The sequence below is a fragment of the Streptomyces seoulensis genome (genome assembly GCF_004328625.1).
GTDB lineage: Bacteria > Actinomycetota > Actinomycetes > Streptomycetales > Streptomycetaceae > Streptomyces > Streptomyces seoulensis.
Map to the genome: position 1 here is coordinate 4,310,837 of NZ_CP032229.1, position 17,813 is coordinate 4,328,649.

15 protein-coding genes are annotated in these 17,813 nt (G+C 71.2%); 9 read left to right on the forward strand and 6 right to left on the reverse strand.

What is annotated here, in order from left to right:
* The first annotated feature begins 73 nt into the window (after nt 1-73).
* The 4 genes from D0Z67_RS20170 (at nt 74) to D0Z67_RS20185 (ending at nt 4,014) form a co-directional block, all read left to right on the forward strand.
* Nucleotides 74-1,312, forward strand: coding sequence for an MFS transporter (locus D0Z67_RS20170; protein ID WP_037774962.1), 1,239 nt, complete (start codon nt 74-76; stop codon nt 1,310-1,312).
* Between the two features lie 11 nt (nt 1,313-1,323).
* Complete coding sequence (locus tag D0Z67_RS20175; protein WP_031181254.1) at nt 1,324-1,833, forward strand: MarR family winged helix-turn-helix transcriptional regulator; 510 nt, start codon at nt 1,324-1,326, stop codon at nt 1,831-1,833.
* Nucleotides 1,834-1,900: 67 nt separating this feature from the next.
* Complete coding sequence (locus D0Z67_RS20180; RefSeq protein ID WP_031181255.1) at nt 1,901-2,239, forward strand: DUF3817 domain-containing protein; 339 nt, start codon at nt 1,901-1,903, stop codon at nt 2,237-2,239.
* A 74-nt stretch (nt 2,240-2,313) separates the two neighbouring features.
* Complete coding sequence (locus D0Z67_RS20185; protein ID WP_031181256.1) at nt 2,314-4,014, forward strand: coenzyme B12-dependent isobutyryl-CoA mutase large subunit; 1,701 nt, start codon at nt 2,314-2,316, stop codon at nt 4,012-4,014.
* A gap of 7 nt (nt 4,015-4,021) precedes the next feature.
* Here the strand turns inward: D0Z67_RS20185 and D0Z67_RS20190 are convergent, their stop codons facing one another.
* Nucleotides 4,022-4,672: a TetR/AcrR family transcriptional regulator gene (locus tag D0Z67_RS20190; protein ID WP_031181257.1), complete on the reverse strand. Its 651-nt coding sequence runs from the start codon at nt 4,670-4,672 to the stop codon at nt 4,022-4,024.
* A gap of 223 nt (nt 4,673-4,895) precedes the next feature.
* On the opposite strand from D0Z67_RS20190, the gene D0Z67_RS20195 reads away from it, so the two are divergent.
* The 4 genes from D0Z67_RS20195 (at nt 4,896) to D0Z67_RS29945 (ending at nt 9,118) form a co-directional block, all read left to right on the forward strand.
* The gene (locus D0Z67_RS20195; protein WP_031181258.1) at nt 4,896-5,867 is read left to right on the forward strand and encodes a tetratricopeptide repeat protein; all 972 of its coding nucleotides are present in this window, start codon (nt 4,896-4,898) and stop codon (nt 5,865-5,867) included.
* Between the two features lie 623 nt (nt 5,868-6,490).
* On the forward strand, nt 6,491-7,144 hold the full coding sequence (locus D0Z67_RS20205) for a DUF6230 family protein (RefSeq protein ID WP_031181259.1): 654 nt from the start codon (nt 6,491-6,493) through the stop codon (nt 7,142-7,144).
* A gap of 116 nt (nt 7,145-7,260) precedes the next feature.
* Nucleotides 7,261-7,788 carry a DUF6114 domain-containing protein gene (locus D0Z67_RS20210; RefSeq protein ID WP_031181260.1) on the forward strand — a complete coding sequence of 176 codons (528 nt, stop codon included), beginning with the start codon at nt 7,261-7,263 and terminating at the stop codon, nt 7,786-7,788.
* Nucleotides 7,778-9,118 carry a hypothetical protein gene (locus tag D0Z67_RS29945; RefSeq protein WP_031181261.1) on the forward strand — a complete coding sequence of 447 codons (1,341 nt, stop codon included), beginning with the start codon at nt 7,778-7,780 and terminating at the stop codon, nt 9,116-9,118. Before D0Z67_RS20210 ends, D0Z67_RS29945 begins: the two co-directional genes overlap by 11 nt.
* A gap of 94 nt (nt 9,119-9,212) precedes the next feature.
* Here the strand turns inward: D0Z67_RS29945 and pyk are convergent, their stop codons facing one another.
* The 3 genes from pyk to pta all read right to left on the reverse strand — a co-directional run bounded on the left by pyk (nt 9,213) and on the right by pta (nt 14,057).
* Entirely contained in the window at nt 9,213-10,643 is a 1,431-nt protein-coding gene (gene pyk, locus D0Z67_RS20220; RefSeq protein ID WP_031181262.1) for a pyruvate kinase, read from the reverse strand.
* Nucleotides 10,644-10,761: 118 nt separating this feature from the next.
* Entirely contained in the window at nt 10,762-11,970 is a 1,209-nt protein-coding gene (locus D0Z67_RS20225; RefSeq protein ID WP_031181263.1) for an acetate kinase, read from the reverse strand.
* Nucleotides 11,967-14,057, reverse strand: coding sequence for a phosphate acetyltransferase (gene pta / locus D0Z67_RS20230; RefSeq protein ID WP_031181264.1), 2,091 nt, complete (start codon nt 14,055-14,057; stop codon nt 11,967-11,969). Before pta ends, D0Z67_RS20225 begins: the two co-directional genes overlap by 4 nt.
* A 205-nt stretch (nt 14,058-14,262) precedes the next feature.
* Between pta and D0Z67_RS20235 the strand changes: the two genes are divergently transcribed.
* Nucleotides 14,263-15,288 (forward strand): ATP-dependent 6-phosphofructokinase, encoded by a 1,026-nt coding sequence (locus D0Z67_RS20235; RefSeq protein WP_031181265.1) that lies wholly within the window; start codon nt 14,263-14,265, stop codon nt 15,286-15,288.
* Nucleotides 15,289-15,323: 35 nt separating this feature from the next.
* On the opposite strand, the gene D0Z67_RS20240 is transcribed toward D0Z67_RS20235, so the two are convergent.
* Complete coding sequence (locus tag D0Z67_RS20240; RefSeq protein ID WP_031181266.1) at nt 15,324-16,013, reverse strand: response regulator; 690 nt, start codon at nt 16,011-16,013, stop codon at nt 15,324-15,326.
* Nucleotides 16,010-17,764 carry a sensor histidine kinase gene (locus D0Z67_RS20245; protein WP_078873300.1) on the reverse strand — a complete coding sequence of 585 codons (1,755 nt, stop codon included), beginning with the start codon at nt 17,762-17,764 and terminating at the stop codon, nt 16,010-16,012. The genes D0Z67_RS20240 and D0Z67_RS20245 overlap by 4 nt, the downstream gene beginning before the upstream one ends.
* Between the last annotated feature and the right edge of the window lie 49 nt (nt 17,765-17,813).

Genomic DNA, 17,813 nt, shown 5'->3' on the forward strand with positions numbered 1-17,813 from the left:
TCCCTTCCGGTGGACATTCGGCTGGAGCCGAAACTCTACGCCGCCCGGCCCGGCCCCCGGCAGGCTGCCCGGCATGTCCGCACCGCCCACGGCCCCGGTGGCTCCCCGTACCGGGTACCGCCACGTCCTCGCCGTCCCCGAGTTCCGCGCCCTGTTCGCCGCGCATGTGCTGTCCCTGCTGGGGATGGTCGTCAGCGAGATCGCGCTGTCCGTCCTCGTCTACGACCTCACCGCGTCGCCCCTGATGAGCGCGCTGGCCTTCGCGGTGGGCTTCCTGCCGTACGCGCTCGGCGGGACGCTGCTCGCGCCGGTCGCCGACCGGTTCCCGGCCCGGCGGGTGCTGGTGGTGTGCGACCTCGTGTGCGCCGCGTGCGTGGCGGTGATGGTGGTGCCCGGGACGGGGGTCGCGGTGCTGCTGGTGCTGCGCTGCGGGGTCGCCGTCGTCTCGCCGGTGTTCTCCGGGACCCGGATGGCGACCCTCGCGGACGTGCTCGGGGACGGGGACGCCTTCGTGCTCGGGCGGTCGCTGATCCGGATCGTCTCGCAGAGCGCGCTGCTCGTCGGGTACGGGACGGGCGGGCTGCTGCTGACCGTCGTCAGCCCCCGGCACGCGCTGCTGATCACCGTCGGCACCTTCCTCGCCTCGGCGGCGCTGCTGCGGTTCGGCACCCGGCGGCGGCCGGCCCGGCGGCGGGACCGGGAACAGGGCGGCGGGACCCTCGTACTGCTGCGGAAGCGGCGGGTGCTGGTGCTGCTGCTCGTCTTCTGGGTGCCGGCGATGTTCCTCGTCTTCCCCGAGGCGCTCGCCGCGCCCTACTCCCACATGCTGGGCGCGGGCTCCACCGGGCTGGGGCTGCTGATGTGCGCGCTGCCCGTCGGCACGATCGCGGGTGAGCTGTTCGCGGGGGCGCGGCTCGGGGCGGGGACGCGGGAGCGGATCGTGCTGCCGCTGCTCTGCGTCGCGGTGGTGCCGTACCTCGGGTACGCCCTCGCGCCCGGCCTCTGGCCGTCGCTGCTGCTCCTGGTGCTGGCCGGGGCCTGCTCGGCGTACACGCTCGGGCTGGACCAGTGGTTCGTGCGGGCGGTGCCGGAGGAGCTGCGGGGGCGGGCGATGACGTTGCTGAGCGCCGGGCTGATGACGATCCAGGGGGTCGGGATGGCGCTGGCGGGGGTGATGGCCGAGGTCATGGGGGTGCGGGCGGCCGTCGTGGCGGCGGGGGTGGTGGGCACCGTGTGCTGTGTGGGGCTCGCGCTGGGGTGCCGGGTGACCGAAAGCCGAGACGGGGCTGCCCGCGATATGACCGGCCGGTAGGGTCTGATGACGTGCCCAAGCCTCTCAGTCTCCCCTTCGACCCCATCGCCCGTGCGGACGAGCTCTGGAAGCAGCGCTGGGGAAGCGTGCCCTCGATGGCCGCGATCACCTCGATCATGCGGGCCCAGCAGATCCTGCTGGCCGAGGTCGACGCCGTGGTCAAACCGTACGGGCTGACCTTCGCGCGGTACGAGGCGCTGGTGCTGCTCACCTTCTCCAAGGAGGGGGAGCTGCCCATGTCCAAGATCGGCGAGCGGCTGATGGTCCACCCCACCTCGGTCACCAACACCGTCGACCGCCTGGTCCGTACCGGCCTGGTGGCCAAACGCCCCAACCCCAAGGACGGCCGCGGCACCCTCGCCGTCATCACCGACAAGGGCCGCGAAGTGGTCGACGCCGCCACCCGGGACCTCATGTCCATGGACTTCGGCCTCAGCGCCTACGACGCGGACTCCTGCGGCGACATCTTCACCCTGCTCCGTCCGCTGAGGGTGGCGGCGGGGGACTTCGAGGACGCCTGACCTGCGGGTCCTTACGGGAGCCACCCTGGGACAAGATCTCCCGGAACGCGTGGTTACGCTCGTACGTATGAAGAAGAGCGTGCTGACCCGCTACCGGGTGATGTCCTACGTCACCGGTGTGCTGCTGGTCCTGCTGACCCTGGGCGTGATCGCCAAGTACCTGCTCCACCTGGACGGCGCCGGCGACTTCACGCGGATCATCGGCATCGCCCACGGCTGGCTGTACGTGGTCTACCTGGTCTTCGCCTTCGACCTGGGCTCCAAGGCGAAGTGGCCGGTCGGCAAGCAGCTCTGGGTACTGATCGCGGGCACCATCCCGACCGCCGCCTTCTTCGTCGAGCGGAAGATCAGCCACGAGCTGGAGGCCAAGGTCGCGCAGCCGTCGCCGGCGGTCGTCAAGGCGTAACCGGTACCGCCGTACGCACTCGTACGGCGGTTTCCCATCGACATTTACTAGGACGTCCAAGTAAATTCGATGGTATGGACGCTCACGCGATCGAAGAAGGCCGCCGGCGGTGGCAGGATCGGTATGACCGCGCGCGGAAGCGCGACGCGGATTTCAGTACGTTGTCGGGGGACGCGGTCGAGCCGGTGTACGGGCCGCGTGACGGGGACGTGTACGAGGGGTTCGAGCGGATCGGGTGGCCGGGGGAGTACCCGTACACGCGCGGGCTGCACGCCACCGGGTACCGGGGGCGGACCTGGACCATCCGCCAGTTCGCCGGGTTCGGGAACGCGGAGCAGACCAACGAGCGGTACAAGATGATCCTCGCGGCGGGCGGCGGCGGCCTGTCCGTGGCGTTCGACATGCCGACCCTGATGGGCCGCGACTCCGACGACCCGCGCGCGCTGGGCGAGGTCGGGCACTGCGGGGTGGCCATCGACTCGGCCGCCGACATGGAGGTCCTCTTCGGGGACATCCCGCTCGGCGACGTCACCACCTCCATGACGATCAGCGGCCCCGCCGTCCCCGTCTTCTGCATGTACCTCGTCGCCGCCGAGCGCCAGGGCGTCGACCCGGCGGTGCTCAACGGCACCCTCCAGACCGACATCTTCAAGGAGTACATCGCCCAGAAGGAGTGGCTCTTCCAGCCCGAGCCCCACCTGCGCCTCATCGGCGACCTGATGGAGCACTGCGCGGCCGGCATCCCCGCGTACAAGCCGCTCTCCGTCTCCGGCTACCACATCCGCGAGGCCGGGGCGACGGCCGCGCAGGAGCTGGCGTACACCCTCGCGGACGGCTTCGGGTACGTCGAGCTGGGCCTCTCCCGTGGCCTCGACGTGGACGTCTTCGCCCCCGGCCTCAGCTTCTTCTTCGACGCCCACGTGGACTTCTTCGAGGAGATCGCCAAGTTCCGCGCCGCCCGCCGCATCTGGGCCCGCTGGATGCGGGACGTGTACGGCGCGAAGACCGACAAGGCGCAGTGGCTCCGCTTCCACACCCAGACCGCCGGGGTCTCGCTGACCGCGCAGCAGCCGTACAACAACGTCGTCCGCACCGCCGTGGAGGCGCTCGCGGCCGTGCTCGGCGGCACCAACTCGCTGCACACCAACGCCCTGGACGAGACCCTCGCGCTGCCCAGCGAGCAGGCCGCCGAGATCGCGCTGCGCACCCAGCAGGTGCTGATGGAGGAGATCGGCGTCGCCAACGTCGCGGACCCGCTGGGCGGTTCCTGGTACATCGAGCAGCTCACCGACCGCATCGAGGCGGACGCCGAGAAGATCTTCGAGCAGATCAAGGAGCGGGGCCTGCGGGCCCACCCCGACGGGCAGCACCCCGTCGGCCCCATCACCTCCGGCATCCTGCGCGGCATCGAGGACGGCTGGTTCACCGGCGAGATCGCCGAGTCCGCCTTCCGCTACCAGCGCTCGCTGGAAAAGGGGGAGAAGCGGGTCGTCGGCGTCAATGTCGCCACCGGCTCCGTCACCGGCGACCTGGAGATCCTCCGGGTCAGCCACGAGGTCGAGCGCGAGCAGGTCCGCGTCCTGGCCGCCCGCAAGGCCGCCCGCGACGACACGGCCGTACGCGAGTCCCTCGACGCCATGCTGGCCGCCGCCCGCTCCGGCGCCAACATGATCGAGCCCATGCTGGAAGCGGTCCGCGCGGAGGCCACCCTCGGCGAGATCTGCGGGGTGCTGCGCGACGAGTGGGGGGTGTACACCGAGCCCGCCGGCTTCTAGCCCCGCGTCAACTCACCGGTTCACCCGGCAGGGTGAGGTTCGGGGTCGGGGTGGTGAGGCCCAGGAGGAGGATGTGGGTGAAGCCCCGCGCCCACTCCTCGTCCGCCGGTTTGCCGCTGACCAGGGTGCGGTGCACCACCGCGCCCGCGGCCATGTCGAAGATGAGGTCGACCGTGCGCGCGGACTCCTCCGGGTCGGCCTCCGGCGGGAGTTCGCCGCGCTCCTGCGCCCGTGCCCGCCCGGCGAGCACCAGCCGCTTCTGCCGCTCCACGATCGAGGTGCGCACCCGCTCGCGCAGCGCGTCGTCCCGCGTGGACTCCGCGACCACGCCCATCAGCCCGCACTTGGCCTCCGGGCGATTCAGGATCGCCGCGAACTGGAGCACCACGCCCTCGATGTCGGCCGCCAGCGAGCCCCGGTCGGGCAGCACCAGCTCGTCGAACAGCTCCGCCACCGCGTCCACCACCAGCTCGTGCTTGCCCGACCAGCGGCGGTAGAGGGTCGTCTTCGCCACCCCGGCCCGCGCGGCCACGTCCGACAAGGTGAGCCCGGACCAGCCCAGTTCCACCAGGCTCTCCCGCGTCGCGGCCAGGATCGCGGCATCCGCGGCGGCGCTGCGCGGGCGCCCGGTACGACTGGCGGGGGTGCGGCTCTGCATGAAGAGGACCATATCCGGGCACCCCGGATCCCCGTGAGGGAGATCACCGGAAACCGCTGTCGCTCGACCCCCCACTGCTATTACGCTACGACTCGTAGCGAAAGCTCGTGACGGACGTACACGGGCGATGACCACAGGCGCGGGTGGGGACCCGGCGCCGTACGCGATCGCCGACCACGATCGTTTTTTTCCTTCATGCGCCGGAACGGGGGAGGATAGACGCATGCAGCCACGGAACATGTCCATGAGCGGCGTCGTCGACCTCGCCGCGGTGAAGGCGGCCCAGGAGGCCAAGGCCAAGGCGGAGCAGGCGCGCGCCGAAGCCGCCCGGCACGGCGGCGCCGGCGCGGTGTCGCCGGCCGACCTCGTCATCGACGTCGATGAGGCGGGCTTCGAGCGCGAAGTCCTCCAGCGCTCCGCCGAAGTCCCGGTCGTCATCGACTTCTGGGCCGAATGGTGTCAGCCCTGCAAGCAGCTCAGCCCGCTGCTGGAGCGGCTGGCCGTCGAATACAACGGGCGCTTCCTGCTCGCCAAGGTCGACGTCGACGCCAACCAGATGCTGATGCAGCAGTTCGGGGTCCAGGGGATTCCCGCCGTCTTCGCGGTCGTCGCGGGACAGGCGCTCCCCCTCTTCCAGGGCGCGGCCGACGAGCAGCAGATCCGGGAGACCCTCGACCAGCTGATCCAGGTCGCCGAGCAGCGCTTCGGCCTGACCGGTCTGACGGTCGACCCGAACGCCGCTCCGGGCGCCGCCCCCGCCGCCGAGGCGCCGGCGGGCCCGTACGACGCCCTGCTGGCCGCCGCCGTGGAGGCGCTGGACGCGGGCGACCTCGGCGGTGCCGTCCAGGCGTACCGCAATGTGCTGAGCGACGACCCGGCCAACACCGAGGCCAAACTCGGTCTCGCGCAGGCCGAGTTGCTCCAGCGCGTGCAGGGCATGGACCCGCAGCGGGTGCGCAGGGACGCGGCCGACAAGCCCGGTGACGCGGAGGCCCAGATCGCCGCCGCCGACCTGGATCTGGTGGGCGGTCATGTCGAGGACGCCTTCGGCCGGCTGACCGACACCGTGAGCCGTACCGCCGGCGACGACCGGGAAGCGGTGCGCCGGCGGCTGCTGGAGCTGTTCGAGGTCGTGGGTGCCGACGACCCGAGGGTGGTGGCGGCGCGCAGGGCCCTGGCGCGGGCGCTCTTCTGACGCGGCGTCGGGGCGCGTCGCGCGTGTTGCCGGGTTCGCCGAGTGGCCGGTCTGGTGCATGAGTGATCACGCTTTACCAAAACTTGGTAAACCGGCCTGCTGTTACTGCGAGTAAGTCACAGCCGTTGATCTGTCCGGCTTCGCCCGGGGTTCAACGGCTTTGCTCTGCCCACTGATGGCACGGTCTGTCGCGCTCCGAGACCGCTGGGTCGTTGTTCGGTTATCGCGCCGTTACTAGCCGGTAACGGCGCCCCTTGTGCGGGCGGCGAGAATGCACCACGATCGGCCACGCTCGGTCCAATTCCGCACCCCGGCAGCCGGCCGGGAAGCGGGAGTCTCTGGGTCCCCACCGAGCAGAGCCGGCGGCAGTGGCGCCGGCTCTGGGGCAGGGGGGTCTTCACCGTCCCGGTGAAGCCTGTCCCGAAGGTTGTGCGTGATGTGCGTCAGGCGCGACCAGTGGTTGTCGCTCGGGGGTGAACGCCGGTTGTTCGGGCGCGGGTTCGTGCCGAAGAGCACGGGCGCTCCCCTTCCCGAGGACGTAGCACTTCTCCCATCCCTGCCCGGCCGAGCCGCCCGTTGGGGCGATTCCGGGACAGGAGATGTACGTCCGAGAAGGAGGAAATATGGAGTCCCAGGTGCGTGGCGGGACCAGATGGAAGCGCTTCGCTGTGGTCATGGTGCCCAGCGTCGCCGCTACGGCCGTGATAGGCGTCGCCCTCGCGCAGGGTGCTCTCGCCGCGTCGTTCAGCGTGTCCGGTCAGTCGTTCAAGGTGACCGCCGAGACGCTCAACGGCACCGGTTTCTCGCAGTACGGCGCGATCGACTCGGGTTACACCCTGACCGGCGAGAAGACGGCCCACCCGGTGGCGGTGTCGGCGTTCTCCAAGGCCACGATCCACAAGATGTGCCAGTCGGTCGTCACCCCGGGCATCCCGGGGATCGGCTCGGTCACACTGCGGCTGACGGCAGGTGAGAGCTCCGACGCGAAGAAGCAGGTCGAGGCCGACAACCTGTACATCGACGTCGAGGACCTGGGCGCCGACGCCACGTTCCACGACATCAACATCGGTGTCGCGGGCAAGGACCTCAAGGGTCCCGGCATCAAGAGCGGTGAGATCGCCAACAAGCAGGCCAACCCGTACGGGTTCGCCCAGGAGGCGACCAAGGCCGAGCTGACCGATGTGAAGCAGACGGCGTGGGCCACCACCGCCGGAACCTTCAAGCTCAACGGTCTGCACATGGCGCTGTCCACCGGCACCAAGGCCGAGTGCTACTAGGCACTGCCTGAACGGGCGGGGGAGTGAAGGCTCTCCCGCCCGTCCACTCGCAGGCCGCCGCTGACCCGCGGCCCCCATCTCCACCACAGCAATGCCGCACCAGGGAGCTGTTTTCCATGAGCGCCGAGACTCCTGCCGCCGCACCCGGCCAGTTCACCCGCCGGAGGCTGCAGTTCCGCGCCTGGCGGGGCGCCCGGCCTTTCTGGGCCGGTCTGTTCGTCATGCTCGGCGGCTTTCCGATCATGTACTTCCCGTACGCCCATCTTCAGATCGGTCATCTGACGGTGGCGATGGCCACCACCGCCGGAGCCGGTTCGCTGATCATCGGCGTGCTGCTCATCGTGCTGGGCATCAGCCTCTGGTTCCAGAAGCACGTACGGGTGTTCGCGGGCGTCGCGGCGATCCTGCTCGCGCTGGTGTCCATCCCCGTGTCCAATTTCGGCGGCTTCGTCATCGGCTTCCTCCTCTCCATGGTGGGCGGTGCCATGGGCATCGCCTGGACGCCCGGACCGGGTGCCAAGGCGGAGGAGTCCGGCCGGTACGGCGTCCCGGCCCCGCGCGGCGCGGAGCCGGTGGACGCGCCGATGGACCTGTCAGGAACGAGCCCGGCCAACGAGGTGAACGGGAGGCACAGTGCCGGCTGACGAGGTGACCCACGGGCCCGATGTGGACGGGTCCCGTGCGAGAACCGGGCCCCGCCACGCGGCCCCCAAGAAACTGCTGTTCACCCGGCTCCACATGCCGGCCGGGAAGGCCATCGCCTCCGTGGCGATGCCGACCGCGGTACTGATGGGCATGGGATTCACGTCCACGCTCGCCATCGCCGACAGCGGCGGCGGCACCCCGGCCTCCAACAGCCAGAAGGCGGCCGACTACAAGAACTGCGTCGAGGCGCTGGGCGGCAAGGTGGACGACACCTCCGCGAGCCCCTCGCCCTCCGCCGCCGAGAGCACCGGAACGGCCAAGCCCAGCCCCTCGGCCTCCGCCGGGGACAAGGCCGGCAACGCCGATGAGGGGGACGGCAAGACGTCCTCGCCGGATTCAGGTTCCGGCGACGACGGCAAGGACGGCAAGACCGCCGACGGTTCCTCCTCGGCCGCCTCGAAGCCCCAGGCCGCGCAGCCGCCGGCCGCCAAGGACACCCCGTCGGCCCCGGCTTCGTCTCCGGCGGCTTCCAAGAGCGCCGACGGCGGGCTGCTCGGGACGATCGGGGACGCCCTCGGCGACGTCCTGACCGGTGGCAAGAAGGCCGGTACGCCGTCCGCGACCCCCACGCCCTCCGCGACCGGCTCCACGCCCTCCGCGACCAGCACCCCCGCGCCCTCCGCGACCTCCTCGGCTCCCGCCAGGGGCGACGAGGACAAGCAGGCGGGGAAGACGGACCCCACGGCGGGCGCCAAGAGTTCGGCGAAGGCCGGTGAGAAGGCCGAGGAGACCCCCGAGCCGAGCACCTCGGCCTCCGCCAGCCCGAGCCCCTCCGCGAGCGCCTCCGACGCCGCCAAGGGGTGCGAGAAGGCCACGGACGACGTCGGCGGCGTCGACAACAAGCAGCTCCTCGCCGACGACCCCTGGTACCTCAACGCCAGTTCGCTGCTGCTCAAGGGCGCCGACTACCAGGGCGTCGTCCAGGTACGGACCGCCAACGGCACGGTCAAGAAGGTGCTGAAGTACGTCATCTCCGGCGGCACCGACATCGGCGACCTGCACCAGACGGTGAAGGACAAGGCGTCCGGCAAGACGTACCACGTCCAGGCCGGCAAGGGCACGACGTCCACGATCCGTGACGGCGACACCACCATGTACACCGAGAGCATCTCGGGCAAGCTGTTCGGTCTGATCCCGATCACCTTCAGCCCGGACAGCCCGCCGCCGCTGAACATCCCGCTGATCTACTTCACGGACGTCACCGTCCAGCAGGCCGCGCAGTTCGGCGGCACGCTGACCATCCCCAAGCTTCACCAGTACGCGGACTGAGCCGCACCACCGAGAGCCCGTCCGGGAGCCGCACAACACCGTGGCCCGGTCCCCCTCGACGAGGGGGACCGGGCCACGGTCCTGTCTTCAGGCGTCAGTTGCGGTCGCCGCCGCCGACGTGGTGCACCCGGACCATGTTGGTGGTGCCGGGGACACCGGGGGGCGAGCCCGCGGTGATGACGACCGTGTCGCCGTCGTTGAACCGGCCCAGCTTGGCCAGCTCCTGGTCGACCATGTCGACCATCTCGTCCGTGGTGTTGACGAACGGCACCACGTGCGACTCCACGCCCCAGCTCAGCGTGAGCTGGTTGCGGGTGCCCTCGTCCGTGGTGAACGCCAGGATCGGCTGGGCCGCGCGGTAGCGGGAGAGCCGGCGGGCGGTGTCACCGGACTTGGTGAACGCGATCAGGCCCTTGCCGCCCAGGAAGTCGGCGATCTCGGCCGCCGCACGGGCCACCGAACCACCCTGCGTACGCGGCTTCTTGCCCGGCACCAGCGGCTGGAGGCCCTTGGAGAGCAGATCCTCCTCGGCCGCCTTGACGATCTTCGACATCGTCTTGACGGTCTCCACCGGGTACGCGCCCACGCTGGACTCGGCCGACAGCATGACCGCGTCCGCGCCGTCCAGGATCGCGTTGGCCACGTCGGACGCCTCGGCGCGGGTCGGCCGGGAGTTGGTGATCATCGACTCCATCATCTGGGTCGCGACGATCACCGGCTTGGCGTTGCGGCGGCACAGCTCGATCAGGCGCTTCTGCACCATGGGGACCTTCTCGAGCGGGTACTCGACGGCGAGGTCACCACGGGCGACCATCACACCGTCGAACGCCATCACGACGTCCTCCATGTTCTCGACCGCCTGCGGCTTCTCCACCTTGGCGATCACCGGGACCCGGCGGCCCTCCTCGTCCATCACCTTGTGGACGTCCTGCACGTCCTTGGCGTCGCGGACGAAGGAGAGGGCGACCATGTCGCAGCCCATGCGCAGGGCGAAGCGCAGGTCCTCGACGTCCTTCTCGGACAGCGCGGGCACGTTGACGGCCGCGCCGGGCAGGTTGATGCCCTTGTGGTCGGAGACGACACCGCCCTCGATGACGATCGTCTTGACCTGCGGACCCTCGACGTCCACGACCTTCAGCTCGACGTTGCCGTCGTTGATCAGGACCTGGTCGCCGCGCGAGACGTCACCGGGCAGGCCCTTGTACGTCGTACCGCAGATGTGCTTGTCGCCCGGGACGTCCTCGGTCGTGATGACGAACTCGTCGCCGCGCTGCAGCTCCACCGGACCCTCGGCGAAGGTCTCCAGCCGGATCTTCGGGCCCTGGAGGTCGGCCAGGACGCCGATGGCGCGCCCGGTCTCCTTGGCGGCGGCCCGGACGCGGTCGTACCGCGCCTGGTGCTCGGCGTGGGTGCCGTGACTGAAGTTGAACCGGGCCACGTTCATGCCCGCCTCGATCATGGCGACGAGCTTGTCGTGGGAGTCGACCGCGGGGCCGAGAGTACAGACGATTTTCGAACGGCGCATGAGGCGATCCTATCGGTTTGTTTCACTGCGGAATATTCCGGCCGGCGGAAGAGGGCGGAAGATACAGACGATGCAAATGGGCGGACAGGCGCTCAGGCGTGTTACTGCGGTGTAATGCTCAGCTCTTCTTTCCGACCAGCGCATAGGTCTGCGTCGCGATCTCCAGTTCCTCGTCGGTCGGCACCACGGCGACGGCCACCCGCGCGGACGCGGGCGAGATCAGCCGGGCGTCGTCGGACCGTACGGCGTTCAGCTCCTCGTCCACCGCAAGGCCAAGGCCCTCAAGGCCCGCGACCGCCGCGGCGCGCACGGCCGCCGCGTTCTCCCCGACGCCGGCCGTGAACGCCACCGCGTCCACCTGTCCGAGTACGGCGTAATAGGCGCCGATGTACTTCTTGATGCGATGAATGTAAATGTCGAAGGCGAGGGCCGCCGCTTCGTCGCCCTCGTCGACGCGGCGTCGGATCTCCCGCATGTCATTGTCCCCGCACAGACCGAACAGGCCGCTCCTCTTGTTGAGAAGAGTGTCGATCTCGTCCATGGACATATCCCCGACACGGGCAAAATGGAAGATGACCGCCGGGTCCAGATCACCGGACCGGGTACCCATCACCAGCCCCTCCAGCGGGGTCAGCCCCATCGAGGTGTCCACGCACCGGCCACGCTCCACCGCGGAGGCGGACGCGCCGTTGCCCAGGTGCAGCACGATCACGTTCACCTCTTCGGGCGCCCTGCCGAGCAGCCGCGCGGTCTCCCGGGACACGTAGGCGTGCGAGGTGCCGTGGAAGCCGTAGCGGCGGATGCGGTACCGGTCGGCGATCCTCGGGTCGATCGCGTACCGCGCCGCGGACTCCGGCATCGAGGTGTGGAACGCGGTGTCGAAGACGGCCACCTGCGGCAGGTCCGGGCGCAGCGCCCTGGCGGTACGGATGCCGGTCAGGTTGGCCGGGTTGTGCAGCGGGGCGACCGGGATCAGCCGCTCGATCTCGGTGAGCACCGAGTCGTCGATGACGGTGGGCTCGGTGAAGAACATGCCGCCGTGCACCACCCGGTGCCCGATCGCGGCCAGTTCCGGGGAGTCCAGGCCGAGGCCGTCGCGGGCCAGTTCCTCGGCGACCGCCTTCAGCGCGGTCTCGTGGTCGGCGATCGGCCCGCTCTGCTCGCGGGTCTCGCCGCTTGCGAGCGGGGTGTGGCGCAGCCGGGAGGTCTGCTCGCCGATCCGCTCCACCAGACCCACCGCGAGACGGCTGCTGTCCCGCATGTCCAGGAGCTGGTACTTCAGCGAGGACGAGCCGGAGTTGAGGACGAGTACACGGGTGGGGGTCACTGCTGGGAAGCCCTTTCGGTCGGCGCCTGCGCCTGGATTGCCGTGATCGCGACGGTGGTCACAATGTCTTGGACCAACGCGCCGCGCGAGAGGTCGTTGACCGGCTTGCGCAGGCCCTGGAGGACCGGCCCGACGGCGATGGCCCCGGCCGAGCGCTGGACGGCCTTGTAGGTGTTGTTGCCCGTGTTGAGGTCGGGGAAGATCAGCACGCTGGCCTGGCCGGCCACCTCCGAGCCCGGCAGCTTGGTCGCGGCCACGGCGGCGTCCACGGCCGCGTCGTACTGGATCGGGCCCTCGATCTTCAGGTCGGGCCGGTGCTCGCGGGCCAGCTCGGTGGCCTCGCGGACCTTGTCCACGTCGGCGCCGGAGCCGGAGGTGCCGGTGGAGTACGACAGCATGGCGATCCTCGGCTCCACGCCGAACTGCGCGGCCGTCGCCGCCGACTCCACCGCGATGTCCGCGAGCTGCTCGGCGTTCGGGTCGGGGTTGACCGCGCAGTCGCCGTAGACCAGCACCTTGTCGGCCAGGCACATGAAGAAGACCGAGGAGACGATCGCGGAGTCCGGCTTGGTCTTGATGATCTCGAAGGCCGGGCGGATGGTGGCCGCGGTGGAGTGCACCGAGCCGGAGACCATGCCGTCGGCCAGACCCTCCTGCACCATCAGGGTGCCGAAGTAGTTCACGTCGGAGACCACGTCGTAGGCCAGCTCCACGGTGACGCCCTTGTGGGCGCGCAGGGCGGCGTACTTCTCCGCGAAGGAGTCGCGCAGCTCGGAGGTGGCCGGGTCGATCAGCTGGCAGTCGGCCAGGTCGATGCCGAGGTCGGCGGCCTTCTTGCGGATCTGGTCCACCGGGCCGAGCAGGGTGAGGTCGCACACGCCCCGGCGCAGCAGCACCTCCGCCGCGTGCAGGACGCGCTCCTCGGTGCCCTCGGGCAGCACGACACGGCGCTTGTCGGAGCGGGCCTGCTCCAGCAGCTTGTGCTCGAACATCATCGGGGTGACCCGGCCACCGCTGGGCGCGGAGACCCGGCGGGCGAGGTCGGCGGTGTCCACGTACCGCTCGAACAGGCCGAGGGCGGTCTCCGCCTTGCGCGGGGTGGCGGCCGTCATCCGGCCCTCCAGCGAGAACAGCTGCCCGGCGGTGGGGAAGCTGGTGCCGGCCACCGAGAGCACCGGGGTGCCGGGGGCGAGGCGGGCGGCCAGGGTGAGGACCTCCTGGCTCGGCACCTCGTTCAGGGTGAGCAGCACACCGGCGATGGGCGGGGTGCCGGCGCTGTGCGCGGCCAGCGAGCCGACGACGAGGTCGGCGCGGTCGCCCGGGGTCACGACCAGGCAGCCGGGGGTCAGGGCGGCGAGGAAGTTGGGCAGCATGGCGCCGCCGAAGACGAAGTCCAGCGCGTCGCGGGCGAGGCCCGAGTCGTCGCCGAGCAGCACCTTGGCGCCGAGGGCATGCCCTATCTGCGAGACGGTCGGCGCGGAGAGGGCGGGCTCGTCGGGCAGGACGTAGCAGGGGACCGGCATGCGGTCGGTGAGCCGGTCGGCGATCTCGTCGCGGTCCTCGCGGGCGGCGCGGTTGGCGACCATGGCGAGGACGTCGCAGCCCAGGCCGGCGTAGGCGCGGTAGGCGTTGCGGGTCTCGGCGAGCACCGACTCGGCGGACTGCTTGCGGGCGCCGACCACCGGGATCACGGACGCGCCGAACTCGTTGGCGAGGCGGGCGTTGAGGGCCAGCTCGTCGGGGAGCTGGGTGTCGGCGAAGTCGGTGCCGAGGACGAGGACCACGTCGTAGTCGCGGGCGACCAGGTGGAAGCGGTCGACCAGGGCGGAGACCAGTTCGTCGGTGCCGCGCTCGGCCTGGAGCGCGGACGCCTCCTGGTAGCCCATGCCGTAGACGGTGGCGGGGTCCTGGTTCAGGCGGTAGCGGGACCGGAGCAGTTCGAAGAGGCGGTCGGGGCCGTCGTGGACGAGGGGGCGGAACACCCCGACCCGGTCGACCTGCCGGGTCAGCAGTTCCATGACGCCCAGGTCGACGACCTGGCGGCCGTCGCCCCGGTCGATCCCGGTCACGTACACGCTGCGTGTCACGCGTGCTCTCCGATCCTTGCTTCCTTGCTCTCACAAAAATCGCCCACCTGAGGTGAGCGGAACCCTCTTGACAATACCTCCGGGCCTGGATAAAGCGCCCGTCAGCCTTCCGGCGCTGGTGGGGCGGTGGTCGTCGGCCGTTCGGCGGCCGTGAAAGAATCGGAGCGGCTCACCGGTACCCACAGCGAGCAGGAGACACAGCACGATGCGCATCGGAGTTCTCACCGCAGGCGGCGACTGCCCCGGCCTGAACGCCGTGATCCGGTCGGTCGTGCACCGCGCCGTGGCGCACTACGGCGACGAGGTCATCGGCTTCGAGGACGGCTACCGGGGTCTGCTCGACGGGCACTACCGCTCCCTCGACCTGGACGCGGTCAGCGGCATCCTGGCGCTCGGCGGCACCATCCTCGGCTCCTCCCGGTTGGAGCGGGACCGGCTGCGCGAGGCGTGCGAGCGGGCCACCGACATGGCCGAGGAGTTCGGCATCGACGCGCTGATCCCGATCGGCGGCGAGGGCACCCTGACGGCGGCCCGCATGCTGTCCGACGCGGGTCTGCCGGTCGTCGGCGTGCCGAAGACCATCGACAACGACATCTCCGGCACCGACCGCACCTTCGGCTTCGACACCGCCGTGGGCGTGGCCACCGAGGCGATGGACCGCCTCAAGACCACCGCCGAGTCCCACCAGCGGGTGATGGTCGTCGAGGTCATGGGCCGGCACGCGGGCTGGATCGCGCTGGAGTCCGGCATGGCCGCCGGCGCCCACGGCATCTGCCTGCCCGAGCGCCCCTTCGACCCGGCCGACCTGATGAAGATGGTCGAGGAGCGGTTCGCGCGCGGCAAGAAGTTCGCCGTGATCTGCGTCGCCGAGGGCGCCCACCCGCTCGACGGCACGATGGACTACGGCAAGGGCGACATCGACCAGTTCGGCCACGAGCGCTTCCAGGGCATCGGCACCGCCCTCGCCTACGAGCTGGAGCGCCGCCTCGGCAAGGAGGCCCGCCCGGTCATCCTCGGCCACATCCAGCGCGGCGGCACCCCCACCGCCTACGACCGCGTCCTCGCCACCCGCTTCGGCTGGCACGCCGTCGAAGCCGCCCACCGGGGCGAGTTCGGCGGCATGACCGCCCTGCGCGGCACCGACATCGCCATGGTCCCGCTGGCCGAGGCGGTCACCGAACTGAAGACGGTCCCGGTCTCCCGCATGGACGAGGCGGAGTCGGTCTTCTAGACGCCGGGCCTTCTGGACGCCGGACGCGGGAGCGCTCAGCGCTCCCGCAGCCAGTGGTACCGCAGCTCGGGCCGCCCCACCTGGCCGTACTGCGGGCGCCTCGCCGCGCGGGCCGCGTCCACCAGGTACTCCAGGTAACGGCGGGCCGTGATGCGGGAGATGCCGACCTCCTCCGCCACCTCCGCCGCCGTGCGGCCCTCCGGCGTCGCGCGCAGGACGCCCGTGACCCGCTCCAGCGTGGGCGCGCTCAGGCCCTTCGGCAGGGCCGCCGGGGCCGGGGCGCGCAGGGCGGCCAGCGCCCGGTCCACCTCGTCCTGGCCGCTCGCCTCGCCCGCCGCCGCGTGGTACTCGGCGTAGCGCAGGAGGCGGTCGCGGAGGGTGGCGAAGGTGAAGGGCTTCAGGACGTACTGGACCACGCCCAGCGAGACGCCCTCGCGGACCACCGCCAGGTCTCGGGCCGAGGTGACGGCGATGACGTCCGCCTGGTGGCCGGCCGCGCGCAGGGAGCGGGCGAGCTGGAGGCCGTGCACGTCGGGGAGGTGCAGGTCGAGCAGGAGGAGGTCGACCGGGGCGCGGTCCAGGACGCGACGCGCGGCGGCGCCGGTGCCGGCCCGGCCGACGGCGACGAAGCCCGGTACGCGGCCCACGTAGAGGACGTGCGCGTCGGCGGCGACGGGGTCGTCCTCGACGACGAGGACACGGAGGGGTGCCTGTTCGGGGATCATGCGCCGCCTCCCGACGCCGGGCGCGGGGGCGCCTCGGTCCTGGTACCGGCCGGCCGGGTCTCCACGCTCTCCGCCGGAGGTTCACCCGGCAGCCGGGGCGGGAGCGTGGAGCCACCGGTCCTGGTACCGGTCGGCCGTATGCCCTCGCCCTCCGCCGGAGGCTCCAGCGGCAGCCGGGTCTCGAACACCGCGCCGCCGCCCTCCGCCTCGGCCACTGTCAGGGTGCCGGTGAGCCGGGTGACCGCCTGCCGGGCCAGTGCCAGGCCGAGGCCGCGCCCGCCGGGGCCGGCCGGCTTGGTGGTGAAGCCGCGCCGGAAGACGAGGTCCGCGTGGGCCGGGTCGACGCCGGGGCCGGTGTCCGCCACCCGCAGCAGCAGCGCCTCCCCGGCCGCGTACGCCGTCACCGTGACCCGTGCCCCCGCGCTGCCCTGCGCCGCGTCCACCGCGTTGTCGATCAGGTTGCCCAGGATGGTGACGAGGTCGCGCACCGCGAGGTCCGGCGGGAGTACGCCGTCGTCGATCCGGCTCTCGGGCGAGACGACCAGCTCCACGCCCCGCTCGTGCGCCTGCGCGGTCTTGCCCAGCAGCAGCGCGGCCAGCACCGGCTCGCCCACCGCCGCGACCACCTGATCGGTGAGCGTCTGGGCCAGCTCCAGCTCGGCCGTGGCGAACTCCACCGCCTCCTCCGCCCGCCCCAGCTCGATCAGCGACACCACGGTGTGCAGCCGGTTGGCCGCCTCGTGCGCCTGCGACCGCAACGCCTGGCTGAACCCGCGCTCGGAGTCCAACTCACCCATCAGCGACTGGAGTTCGGTCACATCCCGGAGCGTGACGACCGTACCCCGGTGCTCCCCGCCGGACACCGGCGAGGTGTTGACCACCAGCACCCGGGACGCGGTCAGATGCACCTCGTCGACCCGGGGCGCGGAGGACAGCAGGGCCCCGGTGAGCGGACCGGGCAGACCGAGGTCCGCGACCGAGCGGCCGACCACCTCGCCGCCCACCCCGAGCAGCTCCCGCCCGCCGTCGTTGATCAGCGCCACCCGGTAAGCCCCGTCCAGCATCAGCAGCCCCTCGCGCACCGCGTGCAGCGCCGCCTGGTGGTAGTCGTGCATCCGGCTCAGCTCGGCCGCGTTCATCCCGTGGGTGTGCCGCCGCAGCCGCGCGTTGATGACGTACGTACCCACCGCCCCCAGCAGCAGCGCCGCCCCCGCCACCCCGAGCAGCGCCGTCACCTGGTCCTGGACCCGCGCGCTGATCGCCTCCACCTTGATCCCGGCGCTGACCAGCCCGATCACCCGGCCCCCGTCCGTCACCGGCGTCACCGCGCGCACGGACGGGCCCAGCGTGCCGGTGTACGTCTCGGTGAAGGTGTGCCCGCGCAGGGCGGGCCCGGTCCGGCCGAGGAAGCGGCGCCCTATCTCGTCCCGCGTCGGATGCGTCCAGCGGATGCCGCGCGGGTCCATGATCGTGACGAAGTCGACGTCGGCGTCCCGCATCACCTGGAGCGCGTACGGCTCCAGCTCGGCGGAGGGGTCCGGGGCGCCGATCGCCGCTCGCACCGAGGGGGCGTCCGCGATGGACCGGGCCACCGCCGTGACCTGGCGTTCCGCCGCGTCCCGCGCCTGGCGCTGGTCGCTGACGTAGGTGAACAGCGCGTACCCGGCCACCACCACCGCGACCAGCACCGCCTGCATGGCGAAGAGCTGGCCCGCCAGGCTGCGGGGTCGGGGGAGGGCTGGGGCGCGCATGCCTAGCAGTGTGCCTGTCCGTTCGGGTGTGAACTAAATGAACGGAAGG